Raw genomic sequence first — 17,037 nt, forward strand, 5'->3', positions numbered from 1 at the left:
ACGGAGGGGAGTACTCCCTGTCTGCTGCGGCGTACCCGTCAATACGGAGCAGGTCGGTGAAGACCGCACCTGGTCCCGGGGCGTCGGCCCATCCTTGGGTGGAAGAGACCTCCGGCAGCTACGACGCTGACTTTTGCCGTGACGACTGCCGGAGGCGCAGTGGATGTTTCCGTGACCCTATGGGTCCTGACGATCGTGGGCCTGGCCGCCCTCATCGCGGTCGACTTCTTCATCGGCCGCAAGCCGCACGACGTGTCGATCAAGGAAGCCGGAATCTGGACGATCGTCTGGATCGTCCTCGCCGTGCTCTTCGGGCTCGGCCTGCTGGTCTTCGCCGGCGGTCAGCCGGCCGGTGAGTTCTTCGCGGGCTTCATCACCGAGAAGTCACTGAGCGTCGACAACCTGTTCGTCTTCGTCCTGATCATGGCGAAGTTCGCGGTGCCCTCGCAGTACCAGCAGCGCGTGCTGCTCATCGGCGTCCTCATCGCCCTGGTCCTGCGCGCGATCTTCATCGCAGCCGGTGCCGCGATCCTCGCCAGCTTCTCGTGGGTGTTCTACCTCTTCGGCGCCTTCCTCATCTGGACCGCCTGGAAGCTCATCCAGGAGGCCCGCGCGGAGGAGGAGGACGAGGAGTGGGAGGAGAACAAGCTCCTCAAGGCCGTCGAGCGACGCTTCGGCGTGGCCGACCGCTACCACGGCACCAAGCTGTGGATCCAGGAGAACGGCAAGCGGGTCATGACCCCGATGCTGGTCGTGATGCTCGCGATCGGCATGACGGACGTCCTGTTCGCCCTGGACTCCATCCCCGCGATCTTCGGCCTGACCCAGGACCCGTACATCGTCTTCACCGCCAACGCGTTCGCCCTGATGGGTCTGCGCCAGCTGTACTTCCTCATCGGCGGCCTGCTCAAGAAGCTGGTCCACCTCAGCTACGGCCTGTCGATCATCCTGGGCTTCATCGGCGTGAAGCTGGTGCTGCACGCCCTGCACGAGTCCGGGGTGCACGTCCCCGAGATCAGCATTCCGGTCTCGCTCGGCGTGATCTGCTCCGTCCTGATCGTCACCACGATCACCAGCCTCCGGGCCTCCAAGAAGCAGGCGGCGGCCGAGGCGGCACAGGGGGAGAGCGGAAGCGCTCCGAAGGACAGCATCGACGTCTGACCCCGTCGGACGCAGGAACAACCATCACCCGGACCGGTGGTCGGCGAATTGCCGACCACCGGTCCCGGTGCTTGCTTGGTCCTGAGCGCGTTCCCCGTCCCGGGGGCGCCGTGGCCGGCTGGAGGTGCCGTGAAGTTCGTTCAGATCATCGACTTCGAGACCGAGCGCTTGGACGAGATGGAGCAGATCTTCGAAGAAGCCGGGCAGCGCTTGGCCGGCCGGTCGGGCGGCCCCACCCGCCGGACGCTCCTGAAGGACCGGGACAACCCCCGCCGCTACCTGGCCCTCATCGAGTTCGACTCGTACGAGGAGGCCATGCGCAACAGCGACGACCCCGAGACCAGCAGACTGGCGGAACGGGTGGGCGCGCTCTGCATCGGCGACCGGGTCTACACCAACTGCGACCTGCTGGACGCGCGTGACCTCACGTAGGGCGTCCCGCGGGTGACGGGGCCCGCACGACCGGAGTGCGGGGCTCCGCCACCTCTGGGACGATCACTGCATGATCGCTCGGCGCCGGCCGCTCGTGGCACAGTGGACGACCCTGGTGCCCGTGCTGGCCGCCGTGCTGCTGGTGCTCACCTGGGGGCGCGAGCTGCCCGGCGCGATCGTCGCCCTGGTGACGCTGGTCCTCGCGGGAGCCGTGCTGGCAGCGGTGCACCACGCCGAGGTGGTGGCCCACCGGGTCGGCGAACCGTTCGGCTCCCTCGTCCTCGCCGTCGCCGTGACGATCATCGAGGTCGCCCTCATCGTCACCCTCATGGTCGACGGCGGGGACAAGACCGCGAGCCTGGCGCGCGACACGGTCTTCGCCGCCGTGATGATCACCTGCAACGGCATCATCGGGCTGTGTCTGCTGGTGGCCTCGCTGCGGCACCGCACGGCCGTCTTCAACCCCGAGGGCACCGGGGCGGCACTCGCGACCGTCGCCACCCTGGCCACGCTCAGCCTGGTGTTGCCGACGTTCACCACCAGCAAGCCCGGCCCGGAGTTCTCCACGGTCCAGCTGACCTTCGCTGCGCTGTCCTCGCTGGTGCTGTACGGCCTGTTCGTCACGACGCAGACCGTGCGGCACCGGGACTACTTCTTGCCGATCACCCGGCACGGCGAGGTGATCACCACGGAGGCGCACGCCGAGGCGCCGACCGCCCGCACCGCCCTGGTCAGCCTGGGACTGCTGGGTCTGGCCCTGATCGGGGTGGTCGGCCTGGCCAAAGGGGTCTCGCCCACCATCGAGTCCGGAGTGGAGGCGGCGGGTCTGCACCACGCCGTCGTCGGTGTGATCATCGCGTTGCTGGTTCTCCTGCCGGAGACCATCGCCGCCCTGCGCTCCGCCCGCCGCGACCGTGTCCAGACCAGCCTGAACCTCGCCCTCGGTTCGGCGATGGCCAGCATCGGCCTGACCATCCCCGCCGTCGCGCTCGCCTCGCTCTGGCTCTCCGGCCCCCTGGTCCTCGGCCTCGGCGCCACGCACATGGTGCTGCTCGCCCTGACGGTGGTGGTCGCCTCGCTGACCGTCGTACCCGGCCGGGCGACGCCGCTTCAAGGCGGCGTCCACCTGGTGCTGTTCGCCGCGTACCTGGAGCTGGCGATCAACCCGTGAGGGGGTCAACCGGTGAGGGTGTCAACCGGTGAGGCTGTCAACCCATGAGGGCGCGTAAGCGCTTGCGCGAGCGCTTACGCACGCTCGTCCCTCCGTGCCCGTCTCAAGCCGCCTCGGCGGCCGCCCCGGCCGGCACCGGCCGTGTCTCCGGCAGCATCGCGAAGCACGCCAGACTGAACAGCGCGATCGCCGTCAGGTACGCGGCCACACCCCACGGCACCCGACCGCCCTGTTCGGCGAGGGCCGTGGCCACGATCGGGGTGAGCGCGCCCCCGAAGACACCGCCGAGGTTGTAGCCGACGGCGGCACCGGTGCAGCGCACCCGCGGCTCGTAGAGCTCCGGCAGGTACGCGGCGATCACGGCGAACATCGTGATGAACGAGAGCATCGCGCCGAGGAAGCCGAGGAACATCGGCAGCGGCGCGCCGGTGGCGAGCAGCGCGACCATCGGGAACATCCACAGGGCCGCGGCGGCGCAGCCGGTCAGGCACAGCGGCCGCCGCCCGTAGCGGTCGCCGAGCAGCGCCACCAGGGGCGTGAGCGCGCCCTTCACCACCACCGCGGCCATGATGCAGGTCAGCATGACATCGCGGCCGACACCGAGCCGCTCCGTGCCGTAGGCGAGGGACCAGGTCGTCACGGCGTAGAAGATCGCGTAGCCGATGGCGAGGGCGCCGCCGGTCAGCAGGAGGAGGCGCCAGTGATGGCGCACGACCTCGACGAGCGGCACGCGCGCGTGCTCGTCGAGCTCCAGGAAGCGCGGGCTCTCGGCGAGCGAGGAGCGCAGCCACAGCCCCACCACGGCCAGCACGCCCGCGACCCAGAACGGCACCCGCCACCCCCATGCGGCGAACTGCTCCTCGGACAGCGCCGAGGACAGTCCCAGGACCACCCCGTTGGCGAGCAGGAACCCCAGGGCCGGCCCGACCTGCGGGAAGCTCGACCACAGCCCGCGCCGTCCGGCGGGCGCGTGTTCCACCGTCAGCAGCACCGCCCCGCCCCACTCCCCGCCGAGTCCCAGCCCCTGCAGGAAGCGCAGCACCAGGAGCAGCAGGGGAGCGGCCACGCCGATCGTGTCGTAGGTCGGCACGCAGCCGACCGCGACCGTGGAGGCTCCGGTCAGCAGCAGCGAGGCGACGAGGACGGGCCGCCGCCCGCGCCGGTCGCCGATGTGTCCGAACAGCACCGAGCCCAGCGGCCTGGCCACGAAGCCCACGCCGAAGGTGGCGAAGGCGGCCAGCGTCCCCGCCACCGGCGAGAAGGTCGGGAAGAACAGCGGCCCCAGGATCAGTGCCGCCGCGGTGCCGTAGACGAAGAAGTCGTAGAACTCGATGGCCGTGCCGGCGAGCGAGGCGGCCGCGAGGCGCGGCATGGAGGGTGCCCTTACGGTGCGTACGTCGTGCATGCCGCGTCAACTACCCACGGTGACCGGCGGTTACGGGGGCGCGTGGTGGGCCCGGGGTTCTCAGTAGGTGACCGTGATGCGCCGGGCCGGCCCGTCCACGCGCACCGTGCCCCCGTACGGGATCACCAGTTGCGGATCGGTGTGCCCGAAGTCCACGTCGAAGACGATCGTGGTGCCGGGGGCGTAGGCGTGCATGGCGCGCAGCACGGCCTCGCGCTGTTCGGCGGCGTAACGGGCGGATTCCTCCGGGCTGTTGCGGCGTTCCAGGGACCAGGTCTTGGCACGGCCCATCAGCAGGGCCGAGAAGCGCCGGAGCAACCCGCGCTCGCCCATGTTCCGGACCGTGCAGTACACCTCCGTGGCGCTCGGCATGTCCTCCGAGGTCTCCAGCAGCAGGACACCGCCGTCGTACTCGGAGAGGTCGTGCGAGACCTCCCGGTCCGCCATCAGCAGCCAGCCGACGATCTCCAGACAGCCGCCCCAACTGCGGCCCTCCACCACCCGGTCGGGGTTGACCCAGGTCCATCCGGTGCCGGGGCGGGTCTCCGGTTCGGCGTCGAAGGTCGCCGGGTCGGCCCAGTCCCGGTCGACGTCCCGCCACCGCTCGGCGGGCCGCAACTCGTACGGGCCCGACGTGAACAGGGCCGCCCGGAGGGAGTCGGCGGTCTGCGGGTGCATGGCGCCGGGGCGGCCCAGCTCGCACATGACGCTGCCGCCGTGGTAGGCGACGATGCCGCTGTTGCGCAGGAACGCGAGCAGGTTGATGTTGTCGCTCATCCCGAAGAACGGCTTCGGGCCGGCCCGGATCACCTCTCGGTCCAGGTACGGCAGCACGGTGATCTGGTCGTCGCCGCCGATCGACGCGATGACCGCCTTGATGTCCGGGTCGGCGAACGCGGCGTGGATGTCGGCGGCCCGCTCCCGGGGCGTGGACCCCATGCGACGGGTCGCCGGGTACTCGACCGGCTCCAGCCCGTACTCCGTGCGCAGCCGCTCCAGGCCCAGTTCGTAGGGGAGCGGGAAGAGCCCCGGCAGGCCGGACGAGGGCGAGAGCACGGCGATGCGGTCACCGGGCGACGGCTTGGGCGGGTAGGCGGGGCTCGTCATGCGGTGAGGCTACGGCCAGGCGGGCTGTCGGCGCACCGTGATAAACCGGCGGTGAGCAGCGGTCCGTCGCGGGCCGCCCGACCCGAACGGACCGGAGGTACCGTGCGCCGCACCCTGGCCAACGCCCCGATCATGATCCTCAACGGCCCCAACCTCAACCTGCTGGGCCAGCGTCAGCCGGAGATCTACGGCTCCGACACCCTCGCCGACGTCGAGGCGCTGTGCGCCAAGGCGGCGGCCGCGCACGGCGGCACGGTGGACTTCCGGCAGTCCAACCATGAGGGCGAGTTGGTGGACTGGATCCACGAGGCACGGCTGAACCACTGCGGGATCGTGATCAACCCGGGCGCCTACTCGCACACCTCCGTCGCCCTCCTCGACGCCCTCAACACCTGCGACGGCATGCCCGTGATCGAGGTCCACATCTCCAACATCCACCGGCGCGAGTCGTTCCGGCACCACTCCTTCGTCTCCCTGCGCGCCGACGGGGTCATCGCCGGGTGCGGAGTACAGGGGTACGTGTTCGGCGTGGAGCGCGTCGCGGCGCTGGCGGGGGCGGGTCACGCCGAGGCGTGAACCCCGGCCGCCGGGCGTGCGGTCCGCCGAGGGGCGTGCGGTCCGCGGAGGGTGAGGTGCGGTGCTCAGGGGCGGCGTGCCGTTCTCACAGGCGCCCCGCCTCCACGATCCGCCGCAGGAACCGCCGGGTGCGCTCCTGCCGCGGCCGGCCGAAGACCTGCTCGGGGGTGCCGCGTTCCAGCACCACACCGCCCTCCAGGAAACACACCTGGTCGGCGACCTCCCGGGCGAATCCCATCTCGTGCGTGGCCAGCACCATGGTCATGCCCTCCTCCTTCAGGCCGCGCACGACGGTCAGGACCTCACCCACCAGCTCGGGGCCGAGGGCGGCGGTGATCTCGTCGAGGAGCAGCAGGCGGGGGCGCACGGCGAGGGCGCGCACGATCGCCACGCGCTGCTGCTGGCCGCCGCTCAGCCGGTCCGGGTACTCACCCGCCTTCCCGGCGAGCCCCAGCCGCTGAAGCAGCTCACGCGCGCGTGCCTCCGCCTCGGCTCGGGGCACCCCGTGCACCCGGCGCGGAGCGAGCGTGATGTTCTCCAGAACGGTCATGTGCGGAAACAGGTTGTACGCCTGGAACACCACCCCGATCCGGCGGCGGACGGCGTCCTGGTCGGCACGCGGGTCGGTGATCTCCTCGCCGTCCAGCCAGATCGCCCCGTCGTCGATCTCCTCCAGCAGGTTGGCGCACCGCAGCAGCGTGGACTTGCCGGAGCCGGAGGCGCCGATCAGCGCGGTCACCGTGTGCGGGGCGACCTCCAGGTCGACGTCCCGGAGCACGACCGAACCGCCGAAGCTCTTGCGGACGGACTCCATCCGCAGCACGGGCGTCCCGCTCATGCGACTCCTCCCTGGGCCCGTCGGCGGTCCATGCGTGCCGTCACCCAGTCCGTGAAGCGGGTCATGGGGATGGTCAGCGCGACGAACACCAGGCCGGCCACGATGTACGGCGTGTAGTTGAGGCTGCGCCCCACGATGATGTCGGCGGCCCGCACGGCGTCCACCGCGCCGCCGATCGAGACCAGCCCGGTGTCCTTCTGCAGCGACACCAGGTCGTTGAGCAGCGGCGGCACCTGCCGGCGCACCGCCTGCGGCAGCACCACGTACCGCAGCGCCTGCCGGTTGCTGAGCCCGAGCGAACGGGCCGCGGCGCGCTGCGAGGGGTGCACGGACTCGATGCCGGCCCGGAACACCTCGGCCACGTACGCCGAGTAGGTCAGGGTGAGCGCCGCGCCGCCGAGGAGCACCGGGTCGACGGTCACCCCCTGCAGCCGCAGTGCCGGGACGCCGAGGACCACGATCATCAGGTTGATGATGAGCGGCAGCCCGCGGAAGAAGTCGGTGTACGCGGCGGCCAGGAACCGCAGCGGGAAGAACACCGGGCCGCGCAGTGTCCGCGCGACGGCGATCAGCATGCCGAGGACGAGCACCGCGGCCCCGCAGACCAGCAGCAGCCGGACGTTCAGCCAGAGCCCTTCGAGGACCTTCGGGAGCGCCTCACGCGCGTAACCCCAGTCGAAGAACGTCTCCTTGGTGCGCGGCCAGCCCGGAGCGCCGACCACGACCAGGTAGAGGACGGCTCCGGTGACCAGGGTCGACACCGCGCCGATCGCCGTCGCGCGCCGGGCGCGGCCGCGCCGGTAGCGCTCACGCTCCAGGCGCCGTGGGGAGGGGACGTACCCGTCGTGCTCGCCGGAGCCCTCGGTCAGCTCCTCCTTGTTCACCGTCACGTGTTCCCCGTCGCCTGTTCCCCGGCACCTGTTCCCGTCACTTGAGCACCGGCGCGTCGACGGCGTCCGACAGCCACCGCTTCTCGAGCTGCCCGAGCGTGCCGTCACCGCGCAGCTCGTCCACGGCCCGCGAGACGCAGGCGGTGAGCGCGCTGCCCTTGTCGAGGACGAGCCCGAACTGCTCGGGCGTCCCGCCCCGGTGCTCGAACTGGCCGACGATCCTCGCGTCCGTCACCTCGGCCCCGGTGATGTAGAAGGCGGTCGGCAGGTCCACGACGATGGCGTCGACCTGTCCGTTCCTCAGTGCGGACTTGGCCTGGTCGTTCTTGCCGTACACTGCGGGCGCCCGCGTGGGCCGCACCACGTCGTTGATGTAGTCGAGGCTGGTGGTGCCGACCTGGGCGCCCAGCTTCACGCCCGTCAGGTCGGCGACGCTCCTCGCCGTCGCCGCCCGGGAGTTCTTCAGCGCGACGACGGCCTGACGGACGTCGTAGTAGCCGGACGAGAAGTCCACGGCCTTCTTGCGCTCGTCGCTGACGGACACCTGGTTGATGTCGAAGTCGAAGGTCTTGTCGCCGGGGGCGAAGGCCTTGTTGAAGGGGACGGTCTGCCAGACGACCTGGTCCTTGCCGTACCCGAGGCGCTCGGCGACGGCGTAGGCCACCGCGGACTCGAAGCCCTTGCCGTTGGCGGGGTCGTCGTCCTTGAACCAGGGCTCGTAGGCGGGTTCGTCGGTCGCGACCGTCAGCCTGCCCGGTGTCTCGGTGGCCAGCTCGCCCTTCGCGCACGAGGGGGAGGCCGACGCCGACGGCTCGTCCGCGCTCTCGGGCTGCGGGGCACAGCTCACGGCGGTGGTGAGGACGGCGACGGCGACGGCGGTGCGGCGCAGGGCGCGCTGGAGGGGACGCATGGCGGGAGATTGACAGCCGACGGTCCTCTTTGTCGAGGTCACGGCAAGGAATGTCCGGATAGTGGGAACGGGTGTTGCGGGCGCGTGAACTGCCCTTGTCGCCCGCCGTTTCCGGCAGTCGCCGGGGCCGCCGGTCGAGGGCGGGGATCGACAGACCGGCGGCCCGTCCGCCCAGGAGATGTCATCCTGCGCGGGGCTGCCACCAGTTCAGCGCGTACGCGGACACGAGGGGAGCGCGTGTGCGAGACCGGCGTGTGCGAACGATTCACACGGGGCGCGTGCGCGGCGCACGCCTCGGCGTGCCCGCGCCCCGCGCGGTCGGTCACCACCCGCGCGCGTGCCACTCCGGCAGGTGCGGGCGCTCCGCGCCGAGGCTCGTGTCGTTGCCGTGTCCCGGGTAGACCCACGTCTCGTCCGGGAGGACGTCGAAGATCTTGGTCTCGACGTCGTGGATGAGGCTGGCGAACGCTTTGGGGTCCTGGTGGGTGTTGCCCACACCGCCCGGGAACAGACAGTCCCCCGTGAACACATGGGGATGCCCGTGCGGGTCGTCGTAGACGAGGGCGATCGAACCGGGAGTGTGCCCGACCAGGTGGCGCGCGGTGAGCTCCACCTGCCCCACCCGGATCGTGTCGCCGTCGTCCACCAGGACGTCCGTGCGTACGGGGATGCCCTCGGCGTCCTCCCGGCCCGCGTACGTGCGGGCGCCGGTGGCCGCCACGACCTCGGCGAGCGCCTGCCAGTGGTCGCCGTGCCGGTGGGTCGTGACGACCGACGCGATCCCGTCGTCGCCGATCATGCCGAGCAGCGTCTGCGCCTCGTCGGCGGCGTCGATCAGCAGCTGCTCGTCCGTGGCGCGGCAGCGCAGCAGATAGGCGTTGTTGTTCATCGGACCCACCGCGATCTTCGTGATCATCAGGTCCTTGAGCTCGTGCACGTCGGCAGGCCCGCCGACCGTCACCTGTCCGCTGTACGTCATGTCCGCCAGCCTATAGCGGGGCAGGGGCCCGGGTCCTACAACGGGGGCAGTGCCGGAAGCGGCCCGCCGTCCACCGTCAGCGCGGCCCCGTCGCGGCGCCCGGCCAGCCACCCCAGGAGGTCCGCGGGGCTCCCGGTGACGGTCACCTCCGGTCCGTCGCCGGGCCGGCGTCCCGTGCTCCACGCGCGCGTGCCGTCCGTCAGGCGGGTGGACGGCACGTCGGGATGACCGGCGAACCGGTCCGCGAGGAAGTCGATCTCCCGCTCCGTGAACTCCTCCGGCAGGTCCTCCAGCTCGTACCCGATGCCCAGGTCCACGTGGTGCAGCTCCACCTCCACCCACCGCCGGAACGGCACCCGGGCCGCGGAGTCCTTGACTCCGTTGCGCAGCTCCACCGTGCGCGACCAGTCCGCGGGGGCGTCGCCGGCCTTCTGGAAGCGGGCGGCGCTCTCCCGCAGGTCGGCGAGCTGGACGCCGAGGGCGCGGGGGGCGTCCCGCTCGATGTCGGCGTCCCGGGCCTCGCCGGAGACGTACATGGGGCGGCCCTCCAGGACGTTCACGAGAGCGTCCGCGTTCCGGGCGAGGTGGGCAAGGACGTGGCCGCGGGTCCAGCCGGGCAGGCGTGACGGCTGCGTCACAGCGGCGTTGTCCAGGGTGCCGACTGCGGTCAGCAGCCGCTCGGTCGCGTCACGTACAGACGCCAGGTCATGAGCGTGATCAATCATGGTGCTGACCCTAGCTCCGCCACTCCTTCGGGTGAAGGTGGTGAAGGAGTGCCGTAAATCGAAAGCACGTGCTATATGGTCGGACGTGGCGTCGGGCATGCTGGAGAGCCGGGGTTTGTTGGCAACCCGTGAATCCGACCGGCGTTGTCAGTGGCTCCCCCTAGTCTGAGAAGGACGGGGGCCCCGCCCCTGTCACTTCTCTCAAGAAAGGTGCGGACCGGCGTGGCCGACCGTCTCATCGTTCGTGGAGCGCGCGAGCACAACCTCAAGAACGTCTCGCTCGACCTCCCGCGCGACTCGCTCATCGTCTTCACGGGCCTGTCGGGGTCGGGCAAGTCCTCGCTGGCCTTCGACACCATCTTCGCGGAGGGGCAGCGGCGCTACGTCGAGTCCCTCTCCTCCTACGCCCGGCAGTTCCTCGGCCAGATGGACAAGCCGGACGTCGACTTCATCGAGGGCCTGTCCCCGGCCGTCTCCATCGACCAGAAGTCCACCTCGCGCAACCCGCGCTCCACGGTCGGCACGATCACCGAGGTCTACGACTACCTGCGCCTGCTCTTCGCGCGCATCGGCAAGCCGCACTGCCCCGAGTGCCACCGCCCGATCTCGCGCCAGTCGCCGCAGGCCATCGTCGACCGGGTCCTGGAACTGCCCGAGGGCAGCCGCTTCCAGGTGCTGTCGCCGCTGGTGCGCGAGCGCAAGGGCGAGTTCGTCGACCTCTTCGCCGACCTGCAGACCAAGGGCTACTCCCGCGCGCGGGTCGACGGCGAGACGGTCCAGCTGTCGAACCCGCCGACGCTGAAGAAGCAGGAGAAGCACACCATCGAGGTGGTCGTCGACCGCCTCACCGTCAAGGAGGGCGCCAAGCGCCGCCTGACCGACTCCGTCGAGACGGCCCTCGGCCTGTCCGGCGGCATGGTCGTGCTCGACTTCGTCGACCTCCCCGAGGACGACCCCGAGCGCGAGCGCATGTTCTCGGAGCACCTGTACTGCCCGTACGACGACCTGTCCTTCGAGGAGCTGGAGCCGCGCTCCTTCTCCTTCAACTCGCCCTTCGGCGCCTGCCCGGACTGCACCGGCATCGGCACGCGCATGGAGGTCGACCCGGAGCTGATCGTCCCGGACCCGGACAAGAGCCTCGACGAGGGTGCCATCCACCCGTGGTCGCACGGCCACACCAAGGACTACTTCGGCCGTCTGATCGGCGCCCTCGCCGACGCGCTGGGCTTCCGCACGGACATCCCCTTCGCCGGGCTGCCGCAGCGCGCCAAGAAGGCCCTGCTGCACGGCCACAAGACCCAGGTCGAGGTCCGCTACCGCAACCGCTACGGGCGCGAGCGCCGCTACACCACGGCCTTCGAGGGCGCCGTCCCCTTCGTCAAGCGCCGGCACAGCGAGGCCGAGAGCGACTCCAGCCGCGAGCGCTTCGAGGGCTACATGCGCGAGGTGCCCTGCCCCACCTGTGAGGGCACGCGGCTGAAGCCGATCGTCCTCGCGGTCACGATCATGGGCAAGTCCATCGCCGAGGTCTCCGCGATGTCGATCAGCGACTGCGCGGACTTCCTGGGCGAGCTGAAGCTGACCGCCCGCGACAAGAAGATCGCCGAGCGCGTGCTGAAGGAGGTCAACGAGCGGCTGCGGTTCCTGGTCGACGTCGGCCTGGACTACCTCTCGCTCAACCGCGCGGCCGGCACGCTTTCCGGAGGCGAGGCCCAGCGCATCCGCCTGGCCACCCAGATCGGCTCCGGCCTGGTCGGCGTGCTCTACGTCCTGGACGAGCCCTCCATCGGCCTGCACCAGCGCGACAACCACCGGCTGATCGAGACCCTGGTCCGGCTGCGCGACATGGGCAACACGCTCATCGTCGTGGAGCACGACGAGGACACCATCAAGACCGCCGACTGGATCGTCGACATCGGCCCCGGCGCCGGTGAGCACGGCGGCAAGGTCGTGCACAGCGGCTCCCTGAAGGAGCTCCTTGCCAACGAGGAGTCGCAGACCGGCCAGTACCTGTCCGGGCGGAAGGCCATCCCGCTGCCCGACGTCCGGCGCCCGCTGGACCCCTCCCGGCAGCTCACGGTGCACGGCGCCCGGGAGAACAACCTCCAGGACATCGACGTCTCGTTCCCCCTGGGCGTGTTCACGGCCGTCACCGGCGTCTCCGGATCCGGCAAGTCGACGCTGGTCAACGACATCCTGTACACGCACCTGGCCCGCGAGCTGAACGGCGCGAGGAGCGTGCCCGGACGGCACACGCGCGTGGACGGCGACGACCTCGTCGACAAGGTCGTCCACGTCGACCAGTCGCCCATCGGCCGCACCCCGCGCTCGAACCCGGCCACGTACACCGGCGTCTTCGACCACATCCGCAAGCTGTTCGCCGAGACCACCGAGGCGAAGGTCCGCGGCTACATGCCCGGCCGCTTCTCCTTCAACGTCAAGGGCGGCCGCTGCGAGAACTGCGCGGGCGACGGCACCATCAAGATCGAGATGAACTTCCTCCCGGACGTCTACGTCCCGTGCGAGGTCTGCCACGGCGCCCGGTACAACCGGGAGACCCTGGAGGTCCACTACAAGGGCAAGTCCATCGCCGAGGTGCTGAACATGCCGATCGAGGAGGCCACCGAGTTCTTCGAGGCCGTCCCCGCGATCGCCCGGCACCTGAACACGCTCAAGGACGTCGGCCTCGGCTACGTCCGCCTCGGCCAGGCCGCGACCACCCTGTCCGGCGGCGAGGCGCAGCGCGTGAAGCTCGCCAGCGAACTGCAGAAGCGCTCCACCGGCCGCACGGTCTACGTCCTGGACGAGCCGACCACCGGTCTGCACTTCGAGGACATCAGCAAGCTGCTGAAGGTCCTGTCCGGCCTGGTCGACAAGGGCAACACGGTCATCGTCATCGAGCACAACCTCGACGTGATCAAGACCGCCGACTGGATCATCGACATGGGGCCCGAGGGCGGCGCCGGCGGCGGTCTGGTCGTCGCCGAGGGCACGCCCGAGGAGGTCGCCGCCGTCCCGGCCAGCCACACCGGCAAGTTCCTCCGGGAGATCCTCGGCGCCGACCGCATCAGCGACGCGTCCTCGGTCCGGGCCCCGCGCCGGACGGCCGCGAAGAAGACGGTCCCGGCCCAGGCCAGGGCCAAGAAGACCGCCACCAGGCGGGTCACCGGCACCACCACCGAGAAGGCCGCCGCCAAGACCGCCAAGAGCACCGGGGCGGCCGCGAAGAAGACCACGCGGACGGCCAAGGGCTGACGTCTCACGCCGCACGCGCCGTGCCCCACGGGTGACTCCCGTGGGGCACGGCGCGTTTCCGGCCGGGTGACCGGTCAGGCGCTCTTCGGCTCCACGAACTGCATGTCCAGCTGGATCTTCACCACTTCGCCGAGCAGCCCGGGAGCGAAGTCCAGCCCGAACTCGCTGCGCCGGATCTCGCCCGTCGCCTCGAACCCGGCGTGCCGGCTGCCGTCCATCGGCACGTCGACCAGCCCGCCGAACTCCACGGCGAGCGCCACCGGGCGGGTCACGTCGCCGATCGTCAGCTCGCCCTCCATGGTCCAGTCCTCGCCCGCGCCCGACACCCGCGTCGAGCGGTAGGTCATCGTCGGGCGTTTCTCGACATCCAGCAGGTCGGAGGCGCGCACATGGGCGTCCCGGTCGGGGTTGCCCGTGTCGATCGAGGCCAGGTCGACGGTCGCGGAGACCCGCACGTCCTCGACCCGCTCCCCGACGAACAGCTCGGCCTCCAGCCGCTCGAACCGTCCCCGCACCTTGGCGATGCCCAGGTGCCGGATGGTGAAGTTCACGGAGGAGTGGAACGGGTCCAGGGCCCAGTGCCCCGGGGCCAGCGGCAGGGTGGTGGTGGCGGTGTCATTCGTCATGCTCCCCACCCTGCGGCCCGCACGGCCCGCGAGGGAGACCGGCCCGAGGCTGGTAGTGACAGGGCCATCCTCCGCGCCCGTGTGCGCGGTACGTTCGGGCGGGTGAGCGACAACGAGTTGGGCACGTACCTGCGCACCTGGCGCGAAGCCGTCACCCCCGCCGAGGCCGGTCTCCCGTCGGGCCCGCGCCGCCGCACCCCGGGCCTGCGGCGCGCCGAGCTGGCCATGCTCGCCGGCATCAGCGTCGAGTACCTCACCCGGCTGGAACAGGGCCGCGACCGCAACCCGTCGGCCCAGGTGCTCGGCGCCCTCGCCGACGCCCTGAACCTGTCCCTGGCCGACCGGATGCTGCTGCGCCGCCTGACCAAGGAGGGTGACGGGGGCGACCCCCTGCTCTGCGCGGCCGCCCCGGCGCTCAGCCGCACGGCCCGCCCCACCGTACGGGCCCTGCTGGACCGCCTGGAGCCGGCTCCCGCCCTGGTGGTCAACTGGATCGGCGACGTCCTCGCCCACACGGCCGGCTACGAGCGGCTCGTCGGCCCCATCGGCCTGCTCGACGACGAGCCGCCCAACCTGCTGCGGTACCTCTTCACCGACGAGCGTGCCCGCAGTGCCTACCGCGACTGGGACCGCGTGGCCGACGACCTCGTCGCCCGGCTCCGGCACGGCGTCCCGCTCAGGGACCCGTACCTCGCCGAGCTGGCCGACGAGCTGACGGTGACGGCCGGGGCGGACTTCGCCGACCGGTTCACCGACCTCGCCATGACACCCAGGACGACGGGCTCCCAGCACCTGGACCACCCGGAGGCCGGCTCCCTGCGGTTGCTGCACGAGACCCTCGCGCTCCCCGACGACGGCCAGCGCGTCATCGTCCACCTGCCCGCGGACGACGCCACGGCCGCGGCCCTGGACCGCCTCAACGGCCGCCGCCCGGGCGCGCTGCGGGCGGTGGCGGAGACGGGCTGAAGCACCGCTTCCACGGGAGCACCGACCGCCCAGGACCGGTCAGCGCGCCAGCTCGTGCGCGTACGGCGGCTCCGCCCCCGCGCGGGAGCAGGTGACGGCCGCCGCCCGCGCCGCGAATCCCAGCAGCTCCGACCAGCCGTCCGGCCCCAGTGCGGCAAGGGCCGGCCCGCTGAGCGCGTCGCGTACCGCGAGGCCGTGCAGCAGGGCGGCGTTCACGGTGTCGCCCGCGCCGATCGTGTCCACGACCTCCACCCGCTCGCCCGGCACGGAGTACGTGCCGCCGTCGGCGGTGAACGCGGTCAGCCCTTCACCGCCCCGGGTGATCACCACCGCCGCCGGACCGGCCGCGAGCCACTCCTGGGGCGTGCCGCCGAGCCACCGGGCGTCCTCCTCGGACAGCTTCAGCAGCGTCACCGACGGCAGCCAGCTCTTGAACCGCGCCCGGTAGGCGTCCGCGTCCGGGATCAGTCCGGCCCGGACGTTCGGGTCGAGCGCGGTGAACACGCCCCGGGCGGCCGCCGTGCGCATCAGCTCCTCGTACGCGCTCGCCCCCGGCTCCAGCACCAGCGAACAGGTGCCGAAGGAGACCGCGCGGGTGCCCTCCGGCAGCGCGGAGGGCGCCTCGAACAGCCGGTCCGCCGTCCCCTCGACGTAGAAGGAGTACGCCGCCGAGCCGTCCGCGCCGACCGTCGCGACGGCCAGCGTCGTGGGCTCGGGGCCGCGCTGCACCGCCGACACGTCCACCCCGGTGTCCCGCAGCCGGTCCAGCAGGGCCTCCCCGAAGGCGTCGGACGACACCCGGGAGCAGAAGGCGGCGGGGGAGCCGAGCCGGCCCAGGGCCACCGCCGTGTTGTAGGGGCCGCCGCCGAGCGCCGGCTGCAGCGCCGCGAGGGCTCCCGTGCCCCGCGGTACCAGGTCGATCAGGGCCTCACCGGCGACGACGATCACGACGGGGTTCCTTCCTCGGACGGGTCGGGGCAGCCGCACGACGTGCGGTGGACGAAGGTGCAGGGGAGCCGCAGGGTCCGGGCCGGCCGGTCCGGCTCGGTGAGCCGCTCCAGCAGCACGCTCACGGCCCGGGCACCGATGTCCCTGCTGGGCTGGGCGATGGCGGTGAGCCGCGGCGAGAACAGATCCGCCCAGGCGAAGTCGTCGAAGCAGCACAGCGCGATGTCGTCCGGCACGGACAGGCCGTGGGCGCGCAGGGCGCGCAGGGCGCCGATGGTCATCGCGTTGTTGCCGGTGACCAGCGCGGTGGGCGGCACGGCGAGCGACAGCAGGGCGGCGACGGCCTCCTCGGCACCGGCCGACTCCGAGTCGCCGTGAACCAGGAACCGCTCGTCGTAGGGCAGCCCCGCGAAGGCGAGACCGGTGCGGTAGCCCATGATCCGCTCGCTCGTGGTGCTGAGTCCCGGCAGTCCCGCCACCAGGCCGATCCGCCGGTGCCCGAGCCCGGCGAGATGGGCGACCAGCCGGGACGTCGGTTCGGCGCTGTCCGCGCACACCTGGTCGAACCGCGGACCGCCGTCCCTGTCCGGGACCTTCACCAGCCGGTCGAGGAAGACGGCGGGCACGTCGTGCCGCTCCAGGTAGGCGAGCAGCGCGCGGGGGTCGGCGGAGGGTGCCACGATCATGCCGTCGACCCGGCGCTCGTGCAGCAGCTGGACCACCGTGAGCTCGTGCTCGGGGTCGTCGTGCGGGTCGGCGATCAGCAGGCTGTAGCCGGCCTCCAGCGCGGCGGCCTCGACGCCCTGGAGGATCTCCGTGAAGTAGGGGTTGCTGATCGCCGACACCGCCAGTCCGATGGACCGGGTGCGGGATGTCACCAGGGCCCGGGCCAGGGTGTTCGTGGTGTAGCCGAGCTCCTCGACGGCGTCCAGGACCGCTTGGCGTGTGTGCGGCAGCACCGGCCGGGTGCCGTTCAGCACGTGCGAGACGGTCGCCACGGAGACACCGGCGCTCCGCGCGACGTCGGCCATCGTCGGCATGCCGCCTC

Annotated in this window: 16 protein-coding genes; 6 read left to right on the forward strand and 10 right to left on the reverse strand. The window is 71.5% G+C overall.

Features of this window, described 5'->3' with window-relative positions; all coding sequences use genetic code 11:
* Nucleotides 1-159: 159 nt before the first annotated feature.
* The 3 genes from AC07DA_RS20000 (at nucleotide 160) to AC07DA_RS20010 (ending at nucleotide 2,764) form a co-directional block, all read left to right on the forward strand.
* Nucleotides 160-1,161, forward strand: a complete 1,002-nt coding sequence (locus AC07DA_RS20000) for a TerC/Alx family metal homeostasis membrane protein (protein WP_479129503.1) — start codon at nucleotides 160-162, stop codon at nucleotides 1,159-1,161.
* Nucleotides 1,162-1,290: 129 nt separating this feature from the next.
* Complete coding sequence (locus AC07DA_RS20005; protein WP_479129504.1) at nucleotides 1,291-1,593, forward strand: hypothetical protein; 303 nt, start codon at nucleotides 1,291-1,293, stop codon at nucleotides 1,591-1,593.
* A 70-nt stretch (nucleotides 1,594-1,663) separates the two neighbouring features.
* On the forward strand, nucleotides 1,664-2,764 hold the full coding sequence (locus AC07DA_RS20010; protein ID WP_479129505.1) for a calcium:cation antiporter: 1,101 nt from the start codon (nucleotides 1,664-1,666) through the stop codon (nucleotides 2,762-2,764).
* 103 nt (nucleotides 2,765-2,867) lie between these two features.
* Here the strand turns inward: AC07DA_RS20010 and AC07DA_RS20015 are convergent, their stop codons facing one another.
* Both AC07DA_RS20015 and AC07DA_RS20020 read right to left on the reverse strand, forming a co-directional pair.
* Nucleotides 2,868-4,136, reverse strand: a complete 1,269-nt coding sequence (locus tag AC07DA_RS20015; RefSeq protein ID WP_479129506.1) for an MFS transporter — start codon at nucleotides 4,134-4,136, stop codon at nucleotides 2,868-2,870.
* A 93-nt stretch (nucleotides 4,137-4,229) separates the two neighbouring features.
* Complete coding sequence (locus AC07DA_RS20020; RefSeq protein WP_479129507.1) at nucleotides 4,230-5,276, reverse strand: S66 family peptidase; 1,047 nt, start codon at nucleotides 5,274-5,276, stop codon at nucleotides 4,230-4,232.
* A 102-nt stretch (nucleotides 5,277-5,378) separates the two neighbouring features.
* Between AC07DA_RS20020 and aroQ the strand changes: the two genes are divergently transcribed.
* Nucleotides 5,379-5,852, forward strand: coding sequence for a type II 3-dehydroquinate dehydratase (gene aroQ, locus AC07DA_RS20025; RefSeq protein ID WP_479129508.1), 474 nt, complete (start codon nucleotides 5,379-5,381; stop codon nucleotides 5,850-5,852).
* An 85-nt stretch (nucleotides 5,853-5,937) separates the two neighbouring features.
* Here the strand turns inward: aroQ and AC07DA_RS20030 are convergent, their stop codons facing one another.
* The 5 genes from AC07DA_RS20030 to AC07DA_RS20050 all read right to left on the reverse strand — a co-directional run bounded on the left by AC07DA_RS20030 (nucleotide 5,938) and on the right by AC07DA_RS20050 (nucleotide 10,194).
* Nucleotides 5,938-6,690: an amino acid ABC transporter ATP-binding protein gene (locus tag AC07DA_RS20030; protein WP_479129509.1), complete on the reverse strand. Its 753-nt coding sequence runs from the start codon at nucleotides 6,688-6,690 to the stop codon at nucleotides 5,938-5,940.
* The gene (locus AC07DA_RS20035; protein WP_479129510.1) at nucleotides 6,687-7,580 is read right to left on the reverse strand and encodes an amino acid ABC transporter permease; all 894 of its coding nucleotides are present in this window, start codon (nucleotides 7,578-7,580) and stop codon (nucleotides 6,687-6,689) included. The genes AC07DA_RS20030 and AC07DA_RS20035 overlap by 4 nt, the downstream gene beginning before the upstream one ends.
* A gap of 37 nt (nucleotides 7,581-7,617) precedes the next feature.
* A complete protein-coding gene (locus tag AC07DA_RS20040; protein ID WP_479129511.1) occupies nucleotides 7,618-8,490 on the reverse strand; it encodes an ABC transporter substrate-binding protein in 873 nt (290 codons plus the stop codon).
* Nucleotides 8,491-8,812: 322 nt separating this feature from the next.
* Nucleotides 8,813-9,469, reverse strand: a complete 657-nt coding sequence (locus tag AC07DA_RS20045) for an MBL fold metallo-hydrolase (protein WP_479129512.1) — start codon at nucleotides 9,467-9,469, stop codon at nucleotides 8,813-8,815.
* A gap of 35 nt (nucleotides 9,470-9,504) precedes the next feature.
* Nucleotides 9,505-10,194: a maleylpyruvate isomerase family mycothiol-dependent enzyme gene (locus AC07DA_RS20050; protein WP_479129513.1), complete on the reverse strand. Its 690-nt coding sequence runs from the start codon at nucleotides 10,192-10,194 to the stop codon at nucleotides 9,505-9,507.
* Nucleotides 10,195-10,416: 222 nt separating this feature from the next.
* Here AC07DA_RS20050 and uvrA point away from each other — a divergent pair, with 222 nt between their 5' ends.
* Entirely contained in the window at nucleotides 10,417-13,449 is a 3,033-nt protein-coding gene (gene uvrA / locus AC07DA_RS20055) for an excinuclease ABC subunit UvrA (RefSeq protein ID WP_479129514.1), read from the forward strand.
* Between the two features lie 74 nt (nucleotides 13,450-13,523).
* Here the strand turns inward: uvrA and AC07DA_RS20060 are convergent, their stop codons facing one another.
* Complete coding sequence (locus AC07DA_RS20060; protein ID WP_436984101.1) at nucleotides 13,524-14,075, reverse strand: YceI family protein; 552 nt, start codon at nucleotides 14,073-14,075, stop codon at nucleotides 13,524-13,526.
* Between the two features lie 102 nt (nucleotides 14,076-14,177).
* On the opposite strand from AC07DA_RS20060, the gene AC07DA_RS20065 reads away from it, so the two are divergent.
* Entirely contained in the window at nucleotides 14,178-15,041 is an 864-nt protein-coding gene (locus AC07DA_RS20065) for a helix-turn-helix domain-containing protein (RefSeq protein WP_479129515.1), read from the forward strand.
* 39 nt (nucleotides 15,042-15,080) lie between these two features.
* Here the strand turns inward: AC07DA_RS20065 and AC07DA_RS20070 are convergent, their stop codons facing one another.
* Both AC07DA_RS20070 and AC07DA_RS20075 read right to left on the reverse strand, forming a co-directional pair.
* Nucleotides 15,081-15,989, reverse strand: coding sequence for a carbohydrate kinase family protein (locus AC07DA_RS20070; protein ID WP_479129516.1), 909 nt, complete (start codon nucleotides 15,987-15,989; stop codon nucleotides 15,081-15,083).
* Entirely contained in the window at nucleotides 15,986-17,029 is a 1,044-nt protein-coding gene (locus AC07DA_RS20075; RefSeq protein ID WP_479129517.1) for a LacI family DNA-binding transcriptional regulator, read from the reverse strand. The genes AC07DA_RS20070 and AC07DA_RS20075 overlap by 4 nt, the downstream gene beginning before the upstream one ends.
* Nucleotides 17,030-17,037: the final 8 nt, after the last annotated feature.

The organism is Streptomyces sp. NPDC044921 (assembly GCF_056432865.1).